The 19,561-nt window shown below is 37.5% G+C and carries 33 protein-coding genes and 1 pseudogene; 32 read left to right on the top strand and 2 right to left on the bottom strand.

The genetic code is table 11. The features are described 5' to 3' along the window. The first annotated feature begins 9 nt into the window (after positions 1 to 9). The 13 genes and pseudogenes from UE46_RS10955 (at position 10) to UE46_RS10900 (ending at position 9,355) form a co-directional block, all read left to right on the top strand. The gene (locus tag UE46_RS10955; protein ID WP_036060844.1) at positions 10 to 366 is read left to right on the top strand and encodes a hypothetical protein; all 357 of its coding nucleotides are present in this window, start codon (positions 10 to 12) and stop codon (positions 364 to 366) included. Continuing rightward, positions 363 to 914: an RNA 2'-phosphotransferase gene (locus UE46_RS10950; RefSeq protein WP_036060845.1), complete on the top strand. Its 552-nt coding sequence runs from the start codon at positions 363 to 365 to the stop codon at positions 912 to 914. Before UE46_RS10955 ends, UE46_RS10950 begins: the two co-directional genes overlap by 4 nt. Positions 915 to 1,066: 152 nt before the next feature. Then, complete coding sequence (locus tag UE46_RS16335; protein ID WP_051492919.1) at positions 1,067 to 1,282, top strand: RHS repeat domain-containing protein; 216 nt, start codon at positions 1,067 to 1,069, stop codon at positions 1,280 to 1,282. After that, complete coding sequence (locus UE46_RS10945) at positions 1,279 to 4,653, top strand: RHS repeat-associated core domain-containing protein (protein ID WP_233230921.1); 3,375 nt, start codon at positions 1,279 to 1,281, stop codon at positions 4,651 to 4,653. The genes UE46_RS16335 and UE46_RS10945 overlap by 4 nt, the downstream gene beginning before the upstream one ends. Then, the gene (locus UE46_RS10940; protein WP_118907607.1) at positions 4,643 to 5,188 is read left to right on the top strand and encodes a hypothetical protein; all 546 of its coding nucleotides are present in this window, start codon (positions 4,643 to 4,645) and stop codon (positions 5,186 to 5,188) included. Before UE46_RS10945 ends, UE46_RS10940 begins: the two co-directional genes overlap by 11 nt. A gap of 148 nt (positions 5,189 to 5,336) precedes the next feature. Beyond that, positions 5,337 to 5,519, top strand: coding sequence for a hypothetical protein (locus tag UE46_RS10935; protein ID WP_051493054.1), 183 nt, complete (start codon positions 5,337 to 5,339; stop codon positions 5,517 to 5,519). Positions 5,520 to 5,714: 195 nt separating this feature from the next. Continuing rightward, positions 5,715 to 6,308, top strand: coding sequence for a hypothetical protein (locus UE46_RS10930; protein WP_036062854.1), 594 nt, complete (start codon positions 5,715 to 5,717; stop codon positions 6,306 to 6,308). Continuing rightward, positions 6,305 to 6,669 (top strand): annotated as a pseudogene (locus UE46_RS10925) (hypothetical protein). Before UE46_RS10930 ends, UE46_RS10925 begins: the two are co-directional and overlap by 4 nt. A gap of 89 nt (positions 6,670 to 6,758) precedes the next feature. Further along, a complete protein-coding gene (locus UE46_RS16330; RefSeq protein WP_036062851.1) occupies positions 6,759 to 7,307 on the top strand; it encodes a hypothetical protein in 549 nt (182 codons plus the stop codon). A 41-nt stretch (positions 7,308 to 7,348) separates the two neighbouring features. Then, positions 7,349 to 7,825, top strand: a complete 477-nt coding sequence (locus tag UE46_RS10915) for a hypothetical protein (protein WP_036062848.1) — start codon at positions 7,349 to 7,351, stop codon at positions 7,823 to 7,825. Positions 7,826 to 7,863: 38 nt separating this feature from the next. Continuing rightward, positions 7,864 to 8,346 (top strand): hypothetical protein, encoded by a 483-nt coding sequence (locus UE46_RS10910; RefSeq protein ID WP_036062846.1) that lies wholly within the window; start codon positions 7,864 to 7,866, stop codon positions 8,344 to 8,346. After that, complete coding sequence (locus tag UE46_RS10905) at positions 8,334 to 8,819, top strand: hypothetical protein (protein ID WP_036062844.1); 486 nt, start codon at positions 8,334 to 8,336, stop codon at positions 8,817 to 8,819. The genes UE46_RS10910 and UE46_RS10905 overlap by 13 nt, the downstream gene beginning before the upstream one ends. A gap of 17 nt (positions 8,820 to 8,836) precedes the next feature. Further along, the gene (locus UE46_RS10900; protein WP_036062842.1) at positions 8,837 to 9,355 is read left to right on the top strand and encodes a hypothetical protein; all 519 of its coding nucleotides are present in this window, start codon (positions 8,837 to 8,839) and stop codon (positions 9,353 to 9,355) included. Between the two features lie 33 nt (positions 9,356 to 9,388). Here the strand turns inward: UE46_RS10900 and UE46_RS10895 are convergent, their stop codons facing one another. Beyond that, complete coding sequence (locus UE46_RS10895) at positions 9,389 to 10,033, bottom strand: hypothetical protein (protein ID WP_143812883.1); 645 nt, start codon at positions 10,031 to 10,033, stop codon at positions 9,389 to 9,391. A 100-nt stretch (positions 10,034 to 10,133) separates the two neighbouring features. On the opposite strand from UE46_RS10895, the gene UE46_RS10890 reads away from it, so the two are divergent. From UE46_RS10890 to UE46_RS10805, 19 genes are all read left to right on the top strand, one after another. Further along, positions 10,134 to 10,610, top strand: a complete 477-nt coding sequence (locus UE46_RS10890) for a hypothetical protein (protein ID WP_036062839.1) — start codon at positions 10,134 to 10,136, stop codon at positions 10,608 to 10,610. A 2-nt stretch (positions 10,611 to 10,612) separates the two neighbouring features. Further along, positions 10,613 to 11,014 (top strand): hypothetical protein, encoded by a 402-nt coding sequence (locus UE46_RS10885; protein ID WP_036062837.1) that lies wholly within the window; start codon positions 10,613 to 10,615, stop codon positions 11,012 to 11,014. A gap of 18 nt (positions 11,015 to 11,032) precedes the next feature. After that, complete coding sequence (locus tag UE46_RS10880) at positions 11,033 to 11,449, top strand: hypothetical protein (protein WP_036062836.1); 417 nt, start codon at positions 11,033 to 11,035, stop codon at positions 11,447 to 11,449. A 10-nt stretch (positions 11,450 to 11,459) separates the two neighbouring features. After that, a complete protein-coding gene (locus UE46_RS10875; protein WP_036062875.1) occupies positions 11,460 to 11,879 on the top strand; it encodes a hypothetical protein in 420 nt (139 codons plus the stop codon). 4 nt (positions 11,880 to 11,883) lie between these two features. Then, positions 11,884 to 12,420, top strand: coding sequence for a CPCC family cysteine-rich protein (locus tag UE46_RS10870; protein ID WP_051493053.1), 537 nt, complete (start codon positions 11,884 to 11,886; stop codon positions 12,418 to 12,420). Between the two features lie 17 nt (positions 12,421 to 12,437). Then, positions 12,438 to 12,812, top strand: coding sequence for a hypothetical protein (locus UE46_RS10865; RefSeq protein WP_036062835.1), 375 nt, complete (start codon positions 12,438 to 12,440; stop codon positions 12,810 to 12,812). Positions 12,813 to 12,857: 45 nt separating this feature from the next. After that, positions 12,858 to 13,580, top strand: a complete 723-nt coding sequence (locus UE46_RS10860; protein WP_036062833.1) for a hypothetical protein — start codon at positions 12,858 to 12,860, stop codon at positions 13,578 to 13,580. Between the two features lie 12 nt (positions 13,581 to 13,592). Then, positions 13,593 to 14,081, top strand: a complete 489-nt coding sequence (locus UE46_RS10855) for a hypothetical protein (RefSeq protein ID WP_036062831.1) — start codon at positions 13,593 to 13,595, stop codon at positions 14,079 to 14,081. Positions 14,082 to 14,090: 9 nt separating this feature from the next. After that, the gene (locus tag UE46_RS10850) at positions 14,091 to 14,414 is read left to right on the top strand and encodes a hypothetical protein (protein WP_233230920.1); all 324 of its coding nucleotides are present in this window, start codon (positions 14,091 to 14,093) and stop codon (positions 14,412 to 14,414) included. Between the two features lie 19 nt (positions 14,415 to 14,433). Then, a complete protein-coding gene (locus tag UE46_RS10845) occupies positions 14,434 to 14,913 on the top strand; it encodes a hypothetical protein (RefSeq protein WP_036062829.1) in 480 nt (159 codons plus the stop codon). A 122-nt stretch (positions 14,914 to 15,035) separates the two neighbouring features. Next, positions 15,036 to 15,548 (top strand): hypothetical protein, encoded by a 513-nt coding sequence (locus tag UE46_RS10840; protein ID WP_143812882.1) that lies wholly within the window; start codon positions 15,036 to 15,038, stop codon positions 15,546 to 15,548. 41 nt (positions 15,549 to 15,589) lie between these two features. Continuing rightward, positions 15,590 to 15,988, top strand: a complete 399-nt coding sequence (locus UE46_RS10835; protein WP_233230919.1) for a hypothetical protein — start codon at positions 15,590 to 15,592, stop codon at positions 15,986 to 15,988. After that, entirely contained in the window at positions 15,973 to 16,467 is a 495-nt protein-coding gene (locus UE46_RS10830; RefSeq protein ID WP_036062823.1) for a hypothetical protein, read from the top strand. Before UE46_RS10835 ends, UE46_RS10830 begins: the two co-directional genes overlap by 16 nt. A 12-nt stretch (positions 16,468 to 16,479) precedes the next feature. Then, a complete protein-coding gene (locus UE46_RS10825; RefSeq protein ID WP_036062819.1) occupies positions 16,480 to 16,818 on the top strand; it encodes a hypothetical protein in 339 nt (112 codons plus the stop codon). Positions 16,819 to 16,845: 27 nt separating this feature from the next. Next, entirely contained in the window at positions 16,846 to 17,244 is a 399-nt protein-coding gene (locus tag UE46_RS10820) for a DUF4279 domain-containing protein (protein ID WP_036062817.1), read from the top strand. Between the two features lie 14 nt (positions 17,245 to 17,258). After that, complete coding sequence (locus UE46_RS10815; RefSeq protein WP_233230918.1) at positions 17,259 to 17,810, top strand: hypothetical protein; 552 nt, start codon at positions 17,259 to 17,261, stop codon at positions 17,808 to 17,810. 12 nt (positions 17,811 to 17,822) lie between these two features. Further along, positions 17,823 to 17,960 carry a hypothetical protein gene (locus tag UE46_RS16325; protein ID WP_159103121.1) on the top strand — a complete coding sequence of 46 codons (138 nt, stop codon included), beginning with the start codon at positions 17,823 to 17,825 and terminating at the stop codon, positions 17,958 to 17,960. 15 nt (positions 17,961 to 17,975) lie between these two features. Next, positions 17,976 to 18,410, top strand: a complete 435-nt coding sequence (locus UE46_RS10810) for a hypothetical protein (protein WP_036062812.1) — start codon at positions 17,976 to 17,978, stop codon at positions 18,408 to 18,410. Positions 18,411 to 18,532: 122 nt separating this feature from the next. Continuing rightward, complete coding sequence (locus tag UE46_RS10805) at positions 18,533 to 19,162, top strand: plasmid pRiA4b ORF-3 family protein (protein ID WP_036062808.1); 630 nt, start codon at positions 18,533 to 18,535, stop codon at positions 19,160 to 19,162. 166 nt (positions 19,163 to 19,328) lie between these two features. Here the strand turns inward: UE46_RS10805 and UE46_RS10800 are convergent, their stop codons facing one another. After that, positions 19,329 to 19,547, bottom strand: coding sequence for a type II toxin-antitoxin system RelE family toxin (locus UE46_RS10800; RefSeq protein WP_051493052.1), 219 nt, complete (start codon positions 19,545 to 19,547; stop codon positions 19,329 to 19,331). Positions 19,548 to 19,561 lie beyond the last annotated feature (14 nt).

The following is a 19,561-nucleotide window of genomic DNA, read 5'->3' as shown; positions in this document are numbered from 1 at the left end:
AAAATCGGTATGACATATTGTATAGATTCTAATATTTATGTATATCCAGAGTCATTTCAAAAAATAGTAGAGCTAAATATGGTGAACTTTGACCTTTGGTATCTATTTGATGCTGAAAGAGCAACAAGAAGATATTATGATTTGAAGCGCAGATATCCAAAAAGAGATTTAATACCGTTTGCTAAAAGAGATGATAATGATGATATTGTATGTTTTGAAATCGGAAAAGGGAATAAAATCCAATTAATTCATGATTACTCTTCAGAAGGTTATGAACAAAGAGGAGAGTATGAAGATTTTTGGACATGGGTTAGAGATGCTGTAAATGAAATGATAGAGTTTAATCGGGAGGATGGGATTGAATGAATAGTAAGGATTACTCAAAGTTGAGCAAAGAAATATCTTATGCACTGCGTCATGCCCCTTGGGAGTTTGAATTGGAGCTGGATGATGAGGGTTTCACTCTGATAGAGCCATTATTAAAATCTTTAAGAGAAATAGAGGGGTGGCAAGATATTACACAAGATGACGTTGAAAAGATGATCTCTTATTCTCATAAAAAAAGACATGAGATCGTTGGCGATAAAATAAGGGCTTTTTATGGACACTCTACTCCAAGTAAGGTTATGAAGGAAGAAGCCATTCCACCAATGTATTTATATCACGGAACATCTCCAGATTATATAAATGATATAAGAAATGAGGGGCTTCTCCCAAAATCTAGGCAGTATGTCCATTTGTCACAAGATATGGAAACTGCTCGCTTAGTTGGAAAGAGAAAAAATGCTTTTCCAGTTATATTAACAATTGACACTAAGATGGCTACAGAGTATGGTAGTAAATTTTATCTTGGAAATGAGATGGTTTGGCTAGCTGATAAGATTTCTAGCAATTGTATTTCATTTACAGAGTAATTTTTGAGTGGTACACAAATAAATTAATCTTATTACTACTTATTGCTTTTGAATTGCAAAATTGGTTCAAATAGGAATTTTTGTAGAAATTATTACACCAAGAGAGTCAGTAACTCTCTTGGGTACATAGAATTGACGTCGCTGGCTTTAAGTTGCTGAATCGCTATGATACAGCTGGTCATTTGACGGTGGAAACAGATAAGCGCAAGAACACGACGGTTTATACGTACGATGATGCGGATAACATTTTGACAGCAAAAGAACCCGCAGGCATTACGTCTAAATTTGAATATGATTTGCTCGGAAATGTGTTGAAAGAAATCGATGCGAACGGCAAAGCGACAATCAATCCAAGCAGGCTATTGTGAGCTATACGTACGATAAATTGGACCGCGTGACGGCGATGCGAGATGCACGCGGCAACGAGTCGAAAATGAAGTACGACGGCAACGAGAACGTGACGGAAACCACGGATGCGAAAGGTCAGAAGGAACAGTTTAAATATGATGCGCTGGATCGGATGACGACAGCGAAGAACCGCTTAGGCCAGACATCGACTTATACGTATGACAAAGTGGATAATCTGACGGAGATTAAAGATGCGAAAGGTTTTGTGACGAAATACAGCTACAACGACCGCAGCGATATGGTCAAGGAAGTGACGCCAGAGGGCAGAACCGAGAAATACGCGTATCGCCTCGACGGTTCCCTTCAATCCGAAACGAAACCAGATGGCAGCAAGACCACCTACAAATACGATGAACTGAACAATCTGGTGGAGCAACAATTTGACGGAGGCGGCTACAAATACACCTACGACGAAAACGACGAAATCAAAACCGCCACATCCAAAGACGGCACAGCGACCTTCGCGTATAACAAATACGGCGATGTAACAGCGGTCAAAGATGCCAATGGCGAAACCCTGAAATACGAATACGATACCATCGGGCGCAAAACAGCATTGATCTACCCAGACGGCACCCGCGTGACCTACCGCTATGACGACACGAATCAGTTAACCGACGTCATCGAAGCAGACGGCAAGAAAACGACCTACGACTACGACGCCAACGGTTTACCACTCGCGATTCACTACAGCAACGGCACCAAAACAACATACCGTTACTCCGCGATTGGCGAAACCGAACACGTCGAAACAAGCAACAAAGCCGGCAAAGCCATCGCGTCGTTCGATTACACCTACGATGAAAACGGCAATGTCACCAAAGAAACGATCAACCAAAACGGCACGAAACAAGTCAAAACCCACACCTACGACGCCGACGATCAACTCATAGACACCACGATAAAAGCAGGCAAAAACACCGAGGTCATCACGTATATTTATGACGCCAACGGAAACCGAACCAAACTAAAACGCGTCAAAAACGGCAAAAAAACCATTGAGGATTACCACTACGATGACGACAATGTCCTCGCGATGATCCAAGCCGACGGAGACGCAGACACGACTTACACCCACGACAAAAACGGAAACATTACCAAAAAAGCGTTAAGAAGTGGTAAAGTAGAAACATACACCTACAACGGTGAAAACCAACTTATCCAATCCGCCGACAACGAGGGCCACATCACGACATACAGCTACGACGCATTCGGCAATCGGATTGGCAAAGAAACGATCACCGACAAAACAAAAGAAGTCCAAGGCACACTCAGCGAATGGATCACCACCTACGATAAACAAGCCAAAGACAAACTCAAAGTAACACCAGGAAAAACGGCCACAGAAGGCACGACAACGAAGCAAAAAGAGTCCACAACTAAAACCGAGAGCCTAGCCAAACAACTCGAAAAACGCGCGTCTGGCGATTTTGAAGGGTGCTCTCCGATCGCAGGAGAAGGTACTGACGTCGTGACGAAAGACAACAGCACGAAAACAATGACATCCGAAGAAGGCACAACAACGAAAACGAAAGACGGCATTCAAGGCAAAACCGAGCTAAAAGAAAGCGATGGCAACAGCTCGACAAGCACTGAGCGCACGACAGAAACAACCAAATCCGTTGGATATCAAGCAATCAGCACCATTCGCTACATCAACGACTTAACCCAAGAATACACGCAAGTAGCACAACTCGACGAAACCACCGAAGACAACGGCGAAACGACGGAAACCAGCACCGATTATCGCTTTGGCGAAGACGACCAAATCCTCGGAACCGAAGACGAAAGCTATCACGAAAACGGCTTGACGGATATCGCGACGACATCAGATGGTGAAGAAAGTACCAATTACGACTACACCGATTATGGTACAGCCATCGCAGCCGCACCAATGGCCAACCAAATTGGATACCGCGCGCAAATGCATGACACCAGCGACAGTCAAAATCTACGCGCACGGAATTATGACACGAATACAGGCCGATTCCTACAGGCCGACAGCTACCGGGGCGCCCTAGACGACCCACGAAGCCAAAACCGCTACATTTACGGCGGTAATAATCCAACCTCCTTTGACGATCCGAGCGGTCACTTCATGAATTGGCTGAAGAAAAAAGCGAAAAAGGCAAAAGCTAAAGTCAAAAAAGGTATGAAGAAACTCGGCAATAGCATCAAAAAAGGCGTGAAAAAAGTCACCAAGAGCATCAAGAAAAGCGTCAAGAAAGTCAAGCGCGTCTTCAAAAAGGCCAAAAAAGTCGTTCAAAAAATCAATAAGACTTTCAAACGTGCCAAGAAAAAAGCTGTCACAAAAGTTAAACGAGCAGCAGCGAAATTCTACAAAGCAGCTAAAAAATCTGTGAAGCAAGTCAAAAAGATAACCAAAAAAATATACAAAAAAGCAAAACACACGATCGTGAAACAAGCAAAGAAAATCAGCAAGAAAGTGAAAAGTTTTGTCCAACCAATCAAACGAGCAGGCTTAAAAGCATTGGCAAAAGCATCAAGCAAAATCAAAAACATTGGCAAAACCATCCAAGCAACGCTGAAAGCAAGAAAAGCAGTGCTTGCCCAAGCCAAGAAGAAAAAAGCCGCAGAAACAGCAAGAAAAGCCAAAGCCTACCAAGCGCTCTGTAAAGGTAAGACATTCGTAGCTATTCAAAATACTGGCTTTCAAGATCCAACCGCCAAGGAAGGCTATCCAAAACCAGGCGAAGTATGGGCATTTGATGCGAAAGGAAACATCGATAAGAAGAAAAGCGCAGAGCTTTCTAAGAAACTGGGAAATTGGAGTACATTAGCTTTAGGTCTCGTTATTCCTGTTTCTGGCGAAGAAATAGTAGCAGGTCTCCTTATTAAAGCAGCGGGTAAAACAGTAGTAAAATACATGCCTAAAGCTGTCCTGAATATCGGACCAAAAGCAGCAGCGACAGTAAAAACGTTATTAAGTAAATTGAAAAAGAAAGAAGCTGCCCCAAGATATATCAAATTTAACATTCAACATTTTGCAGGCTCAGGTATTGCAAAATCTTTCGAGAGGAAAATTAGTAAAATGGCAGCTGGAGACCGAGTGGCTGCAGTGAAAAAAATGGCTGAAGATGTTATGGCTAAAAATGGATGGTCAGAAGTAGGTAGAAATATCAAGAATAAAAATCCAGGTAGGATAATTTATACTGATAATAAAAATTATTATTCAGTAGACACTCAACATGGCCGATTCGAAGTGTTAAATAAGAGAGGTAAGCACCAAGGAGAAATTGATATGGATCTAAACAAAGTTTCAAATAAACCAGCAGATAAATCAGGGAGGCACGATATTAATGTTAAATAATCAAGTTATAAATGTAATTAATATGTACTACAAAGGAAAAAATGAAGAACTATACACAAAAAAATCAACTGAAAAAATAGGATTACCAGGGATAATCTACGATTTTTGTGAGTTGAATAATATTGGAGTAAAGTCACTGACATCATATGCAAATCCATCCGAGGAATGGTACTTCACTATGGGGAAATATAGAGATAATAGTTTTGAAGTTGAGTATAATTCAATATTAACTGTATCCAAGTTAGCTGATGTTTATTCTCTAGAGCATAATTTTAAGGTAGTAAATCAGGATCCCAAAAAAATTGCACCAGTACTGGTAGGAGAATCTGAGGACGCGTACAACCTTATACAATTTGATTTAGAGGAATTAATTAAGCGAGCGTATGATGCGAATAATTTTAGTCGCATGTTCTGGGTAGATTCTCTGCGTAAAATAGAAGGTATAACTTTTTCGGATGATGTTATTTTATTCGGGCCAGATGTTACACAAGAAGACATATTATTTAGAGATGTTTTAGACATACTGCCAGACTGAATATGGCTAGCGACTCAAGGGGGACTCTGTGGATACGATAATAAGTAGTTATTATGATGGATTTGAAGGAGAAATACAATTTATTCATGAATTTAAAAATGGTGATAAGGCTGTATTACGTATTTAGGATAGTTATTTTGATAATATAATGGATAAAATTGAGCCAGAGGGTAAAGGATGGACTGGTATTACCTATTATTATAAACTTAATGAAGGTTGGTATGAGGATAGTTCTTGGTTGATACCAAATAAGAAGAAGGTATTAGAGCAGTTTTATGGTATCGATAAAGCTGTATTAAAAGAAGTGGAGAGCGTCATAGCAGATGAGTAAATAAAAGATGGTGTAATTCATTCATAGACAAGAAGAAATGGTTAGAGAAAAATAACTTTAACACCAAGGGAAGTTTTATACTTCTCTTGGATACATAAAGAATGGATAGGTAAGATCAATGGATGGCATGTTATTACCTGATAAGATCAGTTTTACAGAAAGTATGATTCATAAACAAGAAAGGAGCGGTTATCAGTGATAAATAAATTATATCTATCCGTAAATGATCAGGATAGGCTAGAACTACATATACCAAGTACAGAAATTGATATTCACAGGTATGATGAAATAAAGATATTACTAAAAGCTCTTCATGACACCTTTACATTGTACAGTGAAGATTTCATTATTGAAGCTATAGTCGCTCTAAAAAATCTTCTTGAAAAGGTATTAAATAACGAACTTGAAGTACCAGATTCATTATCAAAGCTAGAGATTGGAAGATTGAGCAATGATAGTTATCAAGATATAGAGGATGACTTGATTTATGAAGATGCTAATTGGATTGGTACAAAATTTAATGTATGGAGTACGAACAACCTTGAAACATGGCTATACAATAAAAAAGGAGAAATATATATACAAGTAACACCAGTTTACAGATGGCATTTTGCTAAGCCGAAAAGTAATGATAAATTCAGCTGCTATTCACAATTTGTAAAAGAATATAAGATTATTTATAAAGCTAAAATAGAAAGAGACAACGCAATTCAGTGGTTAAATAAATGTAAAGAGATAATTAATATTATTGAAATGAATCAGAGGAAATCGGAGAAAGGAAGATTATGATGTCATATTTCATAGATTCTAATATTTATGTATATCCAGAATTTTTTCGGAAAATTGTAGAGTTAAATCTGGTAAATTTTGATCTCTGGTATCTATTAGAGTCAGAAGAAGTATCAAGGAGATACTATGATTTAAAACTTAGGTATCCCAAAAGAAATCTAGTGCCATTTGCTAAAAGAGATGATATTGTATGTTTTGAAATTGGAAATTGGAAATTGGAAAAGGAAACAGAGTTCAATTAGTCCATGATTTTTCTTCAGAAGGCTATGAGCAACGAGAAGAATATGAAGATTTTTGGTCATGGGTTAGAGTGGCGGTCAATGAAATGATAGAGTTTAATCGGGAAGACGGAATTGAGTGAACAGTAAGGCGTATTTGAAAAAAAGCTACTCGATGCCTTTTTAGACTTCTTAAGTTCCAACTCATTTAAAACAGGAGGAGATTTTACAAATGGAAGAATTCATTTTGGAAACAATAGACAGAGTTTATCGGAATAAAGATTATGATTTTTTTAAGCAGAAATGTGAAACAAGCTTGGCTATATTAGATGATTTTGTTAGCTTGATTGAGAATGCTGGATTTAAGGTTGCAGCGCCAGAAATAGAATCAGAGCCATCTATATCTGCATATATTCACTTTCCCGATTTTGAAAAAGGTGAAATGAAGGTTTCTTATAGAACCACTATTGAGATTTCAAAAATTATTCCTATTTATTATGTTAGTCATTATTTTGCAGTAAAAAATATCGATGAAAATCGTATGTGTCCTGAGTTAGATGGGGATAGTGGTATGCCATATACATTTAGTCAAGCCGAAACGTATGATGAAATATCTAAATTTTTGAATGAAAACGGATATTCGGAGACTACTTATGCAGAAATGAGTACAGTCGTACCTGATATAGAAATGCCAGATGATGTTTGGATATTCGGCCCTCAGTTTACTGTTGAAACTTGCCTGTTTCGTGATGTTTTAAATATTTGTGAGGTTGACGAGTAAATAACAATGAATTCCTAATTTTGAGGCTATAGGGAGATAGTATGAATAATGATATTGTTAGTTTATACAATAATTATAACGAAAATCAATTATCGGATTTTTTTGATCGGTTAATTGAATTTATTAATAAATATGAACGGATATTTTCCAGATTTGTTTTTGAAGATACACTACAAGCTGTTAAAAAGTTGGATTCCAGTGATTTTTACTTAGGGACATCTAAGGACAACACAGAAGGACTTGTTCGGGGTTATGCTAAGGAAATGGTGAAAGCCACTAAAAAAGAAATTTGCTACGATGCAGTGCACTTAATTTGGGATATAGCAGCTTTTACCACGCAGGAGACATGTCCAAGTTGTCAAGACGATGAGTTGAAGATCGCGTCTTCAACTGATCAAATGAAGATATACAAAGTTTGTGACAATTGCCTAATTACGCAATTAGATGGTGAATTCGTTGATAGACCTCAAGAAATGATACCAGCAACTAAAAAGCAAGTCCATATTCTTATAGGATAATTATTATTTTGTAGAATATTTAATCGCAGGAGGAAAAGATGAAACAGAATTTATTAGCTATTTATACAAAGTTTAACGTTAATAACAGGGCTCCTTTTTTTGACGGACTGGTGGCTTTCGTTGGAGATGAAGAAGTTATATTTTCCAAGTATATATCCAGGAATTTGCTTATTGGAGTGGAGAATTTTAAAGCTAGCGATTATATTTTAGGTCATTCTGATGATTTTTTTGAGGCAGGTATTTCGTATTATATTGATGTGTTTCCGGATTTAAATGATCGGCAAAAATGTGAACAAGTTATTGCTCTTATCTGTCGTATGGCGAATTTCATGATAACTAAGATATGTCCGAGTTGTAAGGATACAAATTTAATATTATATACTCCGAGTAGCAGGGAACAAATATATGAGTTTTGCGAAGAATGTTTATATATAGGTTTAGATGGTGAGTATATTGAGGTCGATGAAGAGCTTTTTCCTGCCAACAGGAGGCAAGTGGAGGAATACGGATGCGAGATGTGACAATTATGAAGCAACTGTGTGTGGAGGCTTTGAGCGAATTGAAGGATGAGCAACTTGCTGAGGGGCTGGAAGGTTTGAAAAGATTTGTTAATTTATTTAAAAATGATTTCAAATCGTGTGCGGATGCGTATTTTTTAGAGTTTGTAGGTCAACTGGATGTGAATTTATATAAGTTAGACAGTTCGGGAAATAATTTTAGGGAATTATCTAAAACGTATATTAAAAGAGTGAACCAAACTAATGTTGATACAGAGACGATTTGGGAAATTGTATCATCATTGATCTGGGAATTATGTGCCTTTTGTACAGACGAAATTTGTCCGCAGTGTAAATCCGATAATTTGAAAGAAGTTCAGAATCTAGATTCAGAGATTTATGAAGTGTGCGACACATGCTTTTACGCGGAATCAAATGGGATTGCTGTTTTGATGCCGATGGAGTTGTTACCAGTTTTGAAACGACACCGATTCTGAAATTTAGGAGAGCGTTTATGAAGAAAAATAAAGTATTTAGAAATCTATCAATAGATTACCGGTTAATATTTGCAGACGATACGAATTTGACCGATTACAAAAATTACTATGCTGCATTAGTCAACTTCATTAATAAAAATAGACCGTTCTTTACACCTCCTATTATGGAAAAGTGGGGCTTAGACGTCTTGGTAGCAATCGATCCAAATGAGTATGTTGTTGAAAAACCAGACCTGTCTTTAGATTTTGAGAAAATAAGGCTTGGCGGGGACTATAAAAATATAGATTCGTTAGCAATGTCAATCAGAGAAACATTATGGGATTTGGTAACTATATACTCGGGAAAGGATTGCCCAATAACGCCGAATGACGAATTACGATATATTAAAATTCGAAAGGATGACAACTCTGAGCAGTTTCTCTTAGAATGTGCCGGATGTGGACGGGCAGAAGATATATATGGGAATGAATATGTTGGGGGTGTGGGGAAGATGTGGCCAGTGAATCGAGTGGATATGAATAGATATTTGAAGTGAAAAATAACGACATTTTAGACACACTGAAAGGCATCATTTCTTAAAACAACTAAAAGTCAGCCCAACGTCTGGATTAACTGCGTTTGCAAGAAATAAATCCAAGTGAGAGTGCGGCAACGATTCTTCATATTCACTGTCATCGGTGTTTGATAAAAAGAAAATCATATCATTGTATAAATCGGTGTAGACGGGAGAACTTCCGTTGAGTAAAAGATAATTATTTACACGATCTATATCTAATTTTATTGTTGTATCTTTATAGTAGTATTTGTCGTAAAAAACTTTTTGGGGTTCTAAAGTATAATTCAGGCGAAATGATTCAGGCTTGATGTACTTGACTTGGCTTAGCAACTTTCTTAATTCTTTAAAACTGACTTGTTGTTTGCGATGCTTAATAATTATGTTCGCCGATTCCCAATCTTCTGGTGTTGAAATTAGTGGTGACTCTAGGTTTATGCCTTTTGGTGCTGGTAGTATGAAGATTCCTGTTGTTGACGTGCTCAGATATTTTAAAATGCCCGCTAAATTGGCGTAAAACGATGCAGTTCCGCTAATCCAATACGCTGTCTTCTTATTGAGATACCATTCTTGTTGAAGGAAATGCGGAATATATAGATAGGCGTTTAAAGATTTGATGTAGTATTTCTCGCCTTGCAATGTGATTTTGATAACGTTCAACTCCTGAATGTGTTTTATTTTTGAATGAAGAAGTAAGCTTATGTATATATTTTACTATACCTGTTTTAAATGAGCTAGGATTAAAGGAAGTGTTGGCGCAATGCATGAATATCGAATTACAAAATATAATCCAAAGTATAGAAATGTTAAAGGAGTTTTTGAACGAGAAGAATGGACCTCGTATTCTGATATTGGGCAAGTTTTTAATGGTGTGAAATTAACAGCGAACGAGTATGTGGCAACGGAAGAAAAGTATATTAGTGCGATTTTGTTAATGATGGTGTGTGAGAATGTGAAAACTATGTTTCTTAAAAATGTTGAGATGGATAGTTGTGATTTTGAGGCTACTTTTGAAGTGAGGGAAGGCGCTGCGTTGGATGTTAGTGAGATTCCCGTCCTGTGTCAACTTATTCTTCGGGAGCATATTTGGGCAAAACTAGAGTCGGAAAGAATGTTTGTGCATTTTGGATATGATTTTTATATGTATATTGGGGTAGCGGATAAGTGCGATGATGTACTAGCGAAAATAAGCGATTTAGGATTATATGTGGAGGAATATCGTTCTCCGTATGAGTGAGAGTGGGTGCAGCAATGTTAGTGAAGTGTATAGAATCATTTCGGCAACAAACAATTGAAGGGGAAATTTATTTAGTTTTAGAAATTTATGGAGCATTTGAAGCACGGGAAGCAAATTACCGAATTATTGATAGCGACGGATATCCTGCAATATATCCAGCGGCAAATTTTTCTATCGTTTCGAGTAGACTAGATGGATTAAACTTTTTTAGGAAAGGATCGAAAGCTGTTATTTCACACTCATTAATACAGAAATCGATTTTAAATGAGGAACATACGGAAGGTTTTTGGGGGTTGTTTTTTGATGAAGATAATGAGATGACGCGGGAAATACTTCAAGAAGTTGTAGTGGATTTGGCAAGAGCAGAGAATATCGATCCGCCGATAATACGGTTGGATGATTGAATATATGGAGGAGATGCAATGAGTTTGATACATGATTTTTTTCTATGCGATAAAGAACATATAGATTACCGGATAAATCATGGTGGGATTGAAATGGATGATGATTTGATCAGGTATTTGTCGGATTCACTAGGCTGGATTGATACGGAGTGGAATGAATTAGATAATAATAAAAGCGGATTGAATTACCATGGGATGACGATTTTTAGAGGGGAAAGCTTGTCTGAGCTGGTAAATATAATAAAAGGCTGGATAGAAGTCTTTAAGAATGCACCAGCGCGATTTTTGCTGACAGTAGATTATGATATTGATTCTGGTTTATACGAGAAGAAGGAGTTTGATAAGGTGCAGGTTATGGCTCAGATGACGGGATTGTTGGAGATGTGTGGCAAGGCTCAAGTAAGTAATAAGGTCCTCGTGCATGCTGGAATATAGTGAGGTGGCTATGAATCTAGAAGAATATGAGGAATTGCCGGATTTGTTATCGACGGATAAATTGGTCGCCTTGTTTCAAGGGGCTGTGGATACTTTTAAGGCTGGAGCCATCGATAAGGAATTGCTGTTACCAGTTCTGATCGAATTAACAGATAGGCAAGTGAATACGTATGAATTACTTGAAAATGAGGTGAGGGAGCAGGTAGATCGTATTCTTTGTAGTTTGTGGAATACTTATTGTTATAATGATGTGGACAGGATACTTTCGATTGTTGTGAATCTTGGGTTGAAGGATTGCTTTCGAATGGCTCAAAAAGCTGCTTACCAGAATGAAAATATCGACAAAAAGATTATGCTGGAGATATCGGAGGCGGTTGCTGAGGTTGGCTCGAATATATTGAATCCTTATGCTGGTATAGAAGGGATGTAATTGCATGGAGAGGCAAGAGGCGTTGGTTTTGATTAGTCAATATGATTTAGAAAAGCTATCGATTGAAAAAAGGCGGGATTTGCTGGAGGATTGGTGGGGAATCAATGCTGAGGAAGCTGAATTTCACAATCTACCAGAGGATTTGCAGAGTGAAATAGTTGAGTTTGAGGTTCCTGTGTTCCATTTTCAGGATACGAAATATAATCCTTTACTTTTAGAAGCGATCAAATATGGTTTTATCGGGGTTAAAAATGAATATTTGGCGGCATATGTTTCGGATATTTTAAAGAAAAGTGTGGAGGTTACCGGTGAAGAGGAGAAGCTTCTGGTATGCTTTTGCTGTTCGTATTTAACGATTCAGGAACGCGGGATGTATGATATATGTCCAGTTTGTGATTGGGAGGATGATGGTGGAGACAGTCTAGCTCATTACAGTTGCCCCAATCATATGACGCTGCTTGATGGGAAACAAAATTTTGAGAATACTTTTAAATTAGAGGGTATTAGTTTTGGAGGCATTGAAAAATATTATTCTGAGTAGTGGGAGGTTAGTGAGATATGAAAATTGCTTTGGATAAGATAGAATTCCATGAAACGCCGTTAGAGAAGGTGAGTATGGAGGCGATGTCTATTTGTGTAGCGCTTGATGATGTGACAGAAAAACGATGCTCTATTCGATTTTCACCATTCCAAGCATTTCGAATAACGACGGTTGATTGTGTCTTAATGGAAACTTTTTTGATTGATGGGCGTAAACCTGCATATTTGTTAGAAGATGTTGATTCAAGTTGGATTCGTGGGTTGAAAAAGGAATTAAATCGTAATGATGGTGGAGCTGATTTTTTGGATAAAGCGCATCATTATGTTTTCGCTTTTCAGGATAATGTTATTGAGATAGTAGCATGGGGTTTTGAAGTGGAGGAAGTGATCTGAGTACATAAATCTATGATTCAAGATATGAGGTGAGGAGGGGGATATATGTCGATAGTGAAATATATGGATATTCAAAATCATGATGTTTATCAAATGGGAGCTACCAAAGATTTTATTATTATCAATAATGGTTATACTGGAATCATGATATATGATAAGGAGTTGAATATCCAGAAAACGATGGTGATAGCTAGTGAACTCTTGATATCTAACATATATTCATCGCTTTTAAATAACTTTGTTGTCCTTCTAGATGCGGAAAATGAAAAATTATATGTGGTGAATTTGATGGAGGAAACAATCACGAGTATAGATACGAATAATAAGATTTTTAATGACTATTATTTTGTGGATTCAGATCGCTTTAGTTTGCGGGCTGGGGACAAAGCATATACATTTTTGTATGAATCTGTTGACGTCATTGACTTTACGGAGGTATCCAGACAATTTTTACTGGCAAATTATCAGGATGAGGAAGTGATCTGTAATGAATTTGGTGAGATTTTTTATTCGATACATGGCGGTGCTAATAGGCTTATTAAGGGCGTTTTAGGGCATGATAAAATTGCGACAGTTCAAGATGGGAATGTTATGATTTATGATGAAGAGCAGCTTTTTGTTTATTCGGATTTTATTTTAAAAAGGAAACAAGATGTTCCGCCAGATTATTCTTATCGAAAAGTAGTGTTTTTGGAAGATGGGAGTTTTATTGTGCTTTTGAATCGAAAAGACAATCATTTGTGTAGTAGATTGGAGAAATACGATTAGGGTGGGTTTGTGATGGAGAAAATGATGAACCAACGAATGCGTTTAAAAATTGGTGAATTAGGCGAGAAACATGCTACTAGATTGGATGAAAGTAAAGTTTCTAGGGTGCTTTTTCCAGATTTTGTTTCGGCTGATGGCTGTGTTTTGCTACACTTGTTTGAGTTGCCAAACTTGGATAATAATCGATTTATATCGAATGAACAGATTCCAGATCGAACCCAGTTAGAGGCATTTGTAAATCATATTCACCTCAGCGATATTTTTGAGGAATGTGCCGATTTCCCAGAGGATTCTTTGAGATTTGGTTTGGAAATAGTGGAAGCTTGGGCAGGTCGATTGAAAGTTTTGTTTCCTCAGGATCATTTTCATTTGGTGCTTTCTTATGATGAATTTGGAAGTGTGGTTCGCTTTTATAAGTTGAGAGACGATGAGGAACCTTGGATGGATGTCGAGAGGCTAGATGGTTATAGCGATGAAGGTATTTTGGTAAGGATAATTTAAGAAGGGCGGGTGAACGGCTTGTTTATTCAGTACGATGAGCTCGAGTTATTGGAATTATTTCTGCGTGAGCCGGTTAATATACTTGATGATGAATCGGGAGAATATATGTATACATACGAGGATGGGAATAAATTCAAGTTGATATTGATGATTGGAACGTATGAAAAAATGTGCAGGTTAAGTTTGACTTATAATGATTTTGACGTTTTCGATGGGGAATTTCGTAATGTAACCAGTCTAGAGAAAAAAGGTGACAGCCTGTTCATCAATGTTGAGGGACAGGAGGCAGTGAGGATTAAATTTTCGAAGCAAGTTGGGATTGAATTATTATAATGCTAAGGGAGGAAAGGACATGTCTTCAAACTGGAAACTAGATGAGGTGGATTCGGTGTCGCTTTTGAGTCATTGTGATGTGATGCTTGGTGAGACGGTAGAAGCTCGCGGATGCTACTATTCTTTGGAGCTTCATGATGGTATGCAAATTGGTCTGGTTGGTGCGGGGCATGGATTAGTGCCGCAAGTTTTAGGTGTATCGGTAAATAAATATGTGGTAGGAATTGATGATAATGTGTATTTTATTGATTCAGAAACTGGTGAGGCTTCCACACAAATATTGAATTCGCTTGTATATGAGTTCTTTATTTTTGAACGGTCGATTATAGTGGTTTGCGAATTGGATAGTTACAGCTTTTCATTTAATTTTGATAGGAATTGGGTAGTGAGTTTGGACGATGTGGTCATTGATTTTAGTTTGAGAGCGGGGAAATTATTGATTGAAACGGAGAGCGGCAGTTATGTAGTGGACTTGGTTAGCGGGTACATAATAGGCTAGGAGTGGAATGGATGATTATAAAATGTATTGCAAAACGGAGTCAGAGAGCGATAACTAGGGGTAAGGTATATGCAGTTTGTGCTGGTGAATATGGTGGTGAAACTTTTCAATCATATAAAATAGTGGATGATGCTGGTGGTCTGTCGGTGTATGAAACGACTGATTTTAAGGTTATCAATGAGGATCTTACTGGTTATGAATTACAGCGAGGCGAGAATGAGTATGTACATAATTTGATTGCTTATCCTAGTTTTTATGAGGATTATTATAATGATGATAAGCAAGCTAGAGAAAATTTGATGAGGGCAATGCAAGGAATTTATGAGAAAGACTGCTCGGAAGAAGATTTGGTAGATTGTATTTGTTGTGATGATTATTCTGATGATATGAAGTGCATTTTTCTGGAAATTTTAGTGTTAAAAACTGAGGAGATTGATACGACGGTATTACTAGGTTACTTTCATTTAGACTATTTAAGGAAGGATATGACACTGACGAAATCATTGTTTGCTGTGCTTGCTAAATCTAAGAATGAGGATGTGTACCATTTCTTTTTAGCGTACCTTTATGAGAATGCGGGACTAAGTGAGGAAATAGACGAGATAGTGCGGGTTTATTTTGATGATTATTATTGAGATTTGGATTGGTATTTTTGTGAGAGGAAGTTGGAAATTTGATGACGGAGGATAATGTTCAGTACGTTATGGAGACCACGATTTTAAAAGTTGTGAAGGATCTGGGTTTAGCGGCTCCAGATGATTTTTGCCAAGATTGGGAGTATGTTGTAGCGGATGCGTCTAGAACCGAGGAGTTTATTGCTTATTATGAAACTGCTAAACTTACGATAAATGAAAAATTTGCGTTGATGATTGTCGTTATTGCTTCTTTTAATGATTTACTGAAAGACAAGGAGAAATATTTACTAATTTGGGAACGGATTAAAAAGCAGCTTGAACGTGATAAAGGAATTCATGAAAATACAATGCATTATTGGGCTTTGAGTGGAGAAAAATTAGAAAATTGCTTTGCAGTTACGCCTTGTATTAGGGAGGTTTGTAGATGTCATTTGAGCTAAATGTTCTTGTGTTGGATCAAGAACAGCCGACTTATTTGGATGATTATGATTTTATTGTAGAAATTGCTAATGAACGAGATAATGAGGAGATATTTAGACGAAATGGTTGGGACTACATGAATCAACAGTCTGGTATCTGGTATAACTTAGGCATCGAAGAAGATGGGGGATTTTGGGCATTGCGGATGCTGGATGCAGACTTTGATACGAATTATTCCGTGCTACCTTACTGGATAGATGACGAATCGGTGACTTCTAATTTATATCCATTGACTGTGGTTGAGCGGTACCGTCGGGATGTGGAGCGGATTTTGGAACTATTGCTTGAGGGATCGCCGAAACGTACGGTTTATATTATGTCTAGAATGCAGGGCTGGGATACGGAAATTATTGTTGGTCCTGTTAGTCTGAAACGATTCTGGGAGCTTCATGATGCGGGGAAAGTGTTGTTCAATGTGTGTTATTTAATTAAGGAATAGGAGGAATCAAGTTTGGATAGAGACGACGTTTTGGAATTGGCGAAAAATATTAATCATGAATATGAAACTGGGATATGGTCGGAAATTAATTCTTTTTTTGGGTATCGAGAAGATGTTGCTGGTTTTGATTTAGTCTTTAATCGCGATGGAGATTTTTTTCAGTTGGATGTGCGAATGAAAAGCTTTAGTCATCATTCTGCGGATGATCTTTTTCTAGCGCTAGTTCGGTTTATTGAATATAAAGAAGCGACGTTTTATGTACAAGAAAGAACGGAGAATATGACGATTTTTCTAATGTTATCTTGTATGCATGGTAAAAAAGGTTTTCTGTTAGATTTGAAGTTTGGCTGATAAGTCCGAATTAGAGAGGATAATAATATGACATTCGAGCTACCTAGAGTACGCGTAAGTTTTTGCCTTACTGGGGCTGATTTTGATTTGGATACTGTTACGAAGGTTCTCCAAATAATTCCGACAAGTACACGAACAAAACGCGATTGGCCAGTAGCTGCAATGGCTAAAACTTGTTGGGAATTGGAAACGGAGAAGGAAGAATGCAAGGCAGTTTCTTGGCAGTTTGCGAAAATTATGGAGAAATTAAGTGGGAGGGAAGAGAGAATCAAGGCGTTATGTCGGGATTTAGAATTAGAAGTAATGTTCACGATTGTGATAGATATGGAGAGCGCGAATGGGCCGGAACTTGTGTTAACGAAGGAAATCGTGCAGTTTATTGGGTCGATGGGTGCTGAGGTTGGATTTGATGTGTATGTAGATTAAATATAAAGATCGTGATGGATCGAGAAAAGGATGATTGTATGGCTTTTTTAATTCAGGCAAGTAATCCACGACAGACTGGGATATTTGATGAGGCAGATTATAATTTATCAATGGCTATTGAAACGGTATTTCCGATGAATACGGAGGATGCGCTTATTGTGTGGAACCATATTAGGATACCTTTATCGTATAAATATGATTTGAGCTGTATGATGGATGATATTATTGATATGCTTCAGAAGCTTAGAATGTTATCTGCTGGGAAAACGGTTATCAGATGGCCATCAAATACTTTTGAAGGTACATGGGATATGGAGTGGGATGGAACTAAGCTTAGAATCGATAGCAGTTGGGAGAATGTTGTTGGGGGTGTGGGTGATTTATTAAATGCTAATAGCAAGCTCGTGATATCGAAGCTCGATTTTATAAGTGAGTGGAAAGAAGTTCTTGGGAATGTTATCTTAGGGTTAGAGCGTTCGGGTTATAGTGTGGATAGACTTAAGGATATAGATGCTTTGGTGGGTGAATTTATATCTATAGAAAGGGCCGGTATTTTGTATCGCTGAGAGGGTGTCAGAATGTTATTTTCAAATATTGATTTTGGACGAGGTAAGGTTGTTTTTGTTGATTTTGAGATTGATAAAGAGAACCGTTTAGATGCGCAGTTGGAAATAGATATTAAAGCGTGTATTACTTTTATCGAGGGAAAACTGTAAAAGAGGAGGCGGCTGATGGCGATTTGGCAATTTGAAATGTTTATTTTACCTGAGGAACAGGTTCATTCGGGTTACAATGATAGAAGCGAGATAAGTTGGGAAGGGAAATCTATCACGGAGTCATCAAAAGGGAAATTGGAAGATATCCTTATTCGAACGAAGAGTTGGTCCGATGAGATAGAACAATACGGCAGTAGCGATGGAACCTGTATGGAAATTTTTCATGATGGGAATCAAGTGATGGATATTCATGCCAGATTGAATCTTCGTAATTTGACTAAGACAGAATTGTTAGGGATTATTGATTTTATAAAAGAAAATAAAGCGGCAATTTTATCGGATAATGGTGAGGCAATACCTCTTCATTTAGTGGATATTATGGCAGAAATAAAGAAGTCAAGGGCATATAAATTTGTTAGAAATCCACACGGTAACCTTACCGATAAATGAGGTGCCTATTCACAAATAACATAAAACAAAGGAGCAATCAAATGAAGAATAATCAAACGCAAAATAATCATTTATCTATGATATACTGCATCTAATACATATTATTTAGAAAGAGGTGCGAGATGAAAGCATACTTATTAGATATTACATTACGATATTGCGAGCCGAGAATAAGTCGGCGCGTTATTTTGCCAGCAGAAATTACCTTTGAACAATTACATCGTGTTATTCAGGCAGCAATGGGATGGGAGGATTCTCATCTTTATGAATTTATTTTAGATGAGGCGCAAACGCAAATTTTAGATGGTATGGTTTATGATGATATGAAGGCGCAACAAAAATATTACCAATCATTATCTGTGAAAGATCTGGCGAAAATGCCGAATCCTTTCTTAGCGAAATTAAAGATTCGTAAACCTAGGGCGAAGATAGACCAGTATCTGGAAAAGGGAATGATTTTTCAGTATATCTATGATTTTGGGGATGATTGGATTCATGACATCAATGTAGTAGAAATAGAAGACAATTATAAAGCTAATTATCCAGAAGTCTTATCCTTTGAGGGTGGTTATCCTATCGAGGATTGTGGGGGACCACCTGGTTATGAAGAAATCCATCATGTCATGTCAAATCCCAATCATCCGGAATACAAGGACATGAAAAGTTGGTTAGACCCAAGTTGGGATGCTCCATATGATCTGGATTATGCAAATATCTATATGGAGGCCTATTTGCAATTAAAACGCAAATAGGGAGAGTGCTGCGTTTGGTCAAAGTAAAGCCCCTATCACTAGTATGCGATAGGGGCTTTACTTATTGGTTACTTTTTCTGGTATAGATTTTTTAGCAAGTAATTAGCCTGTGACTAGACCGATGAATATTAAAGGCAGAATCGTATATGTTATTACACGGAATCCACTATTTGTCATAGATCATGCGACGATGCCCGATGTTTAGAATCAAAATAACGATTTCATCATCTTTAATTTCCGCGATTAATCGATAATCACCAACTCGATACCGCCATTGTCCACCGCGATTTCCAACACGGCTCTTTCCGTGCACACGTGGATTTTTTGTTCCCTCTAAATGTTTTTCAATCCATGAAACAAGGAGCTTTGCCTGAAAACGATCCATTTTTTTAATGTTTT

It is taken from the genome of Listeria weihenstephanensis (assembly GCF_003534205.1).
Lineage (GTDB): Bacteria > Bacillota > Bacilli > Lactobacillales > Listeriaceae > Listeria_A > Listeria_A weihenstephanensis.
This window is presented reverse-complemented; position numbering and strand designations above follow the sequence as displayed.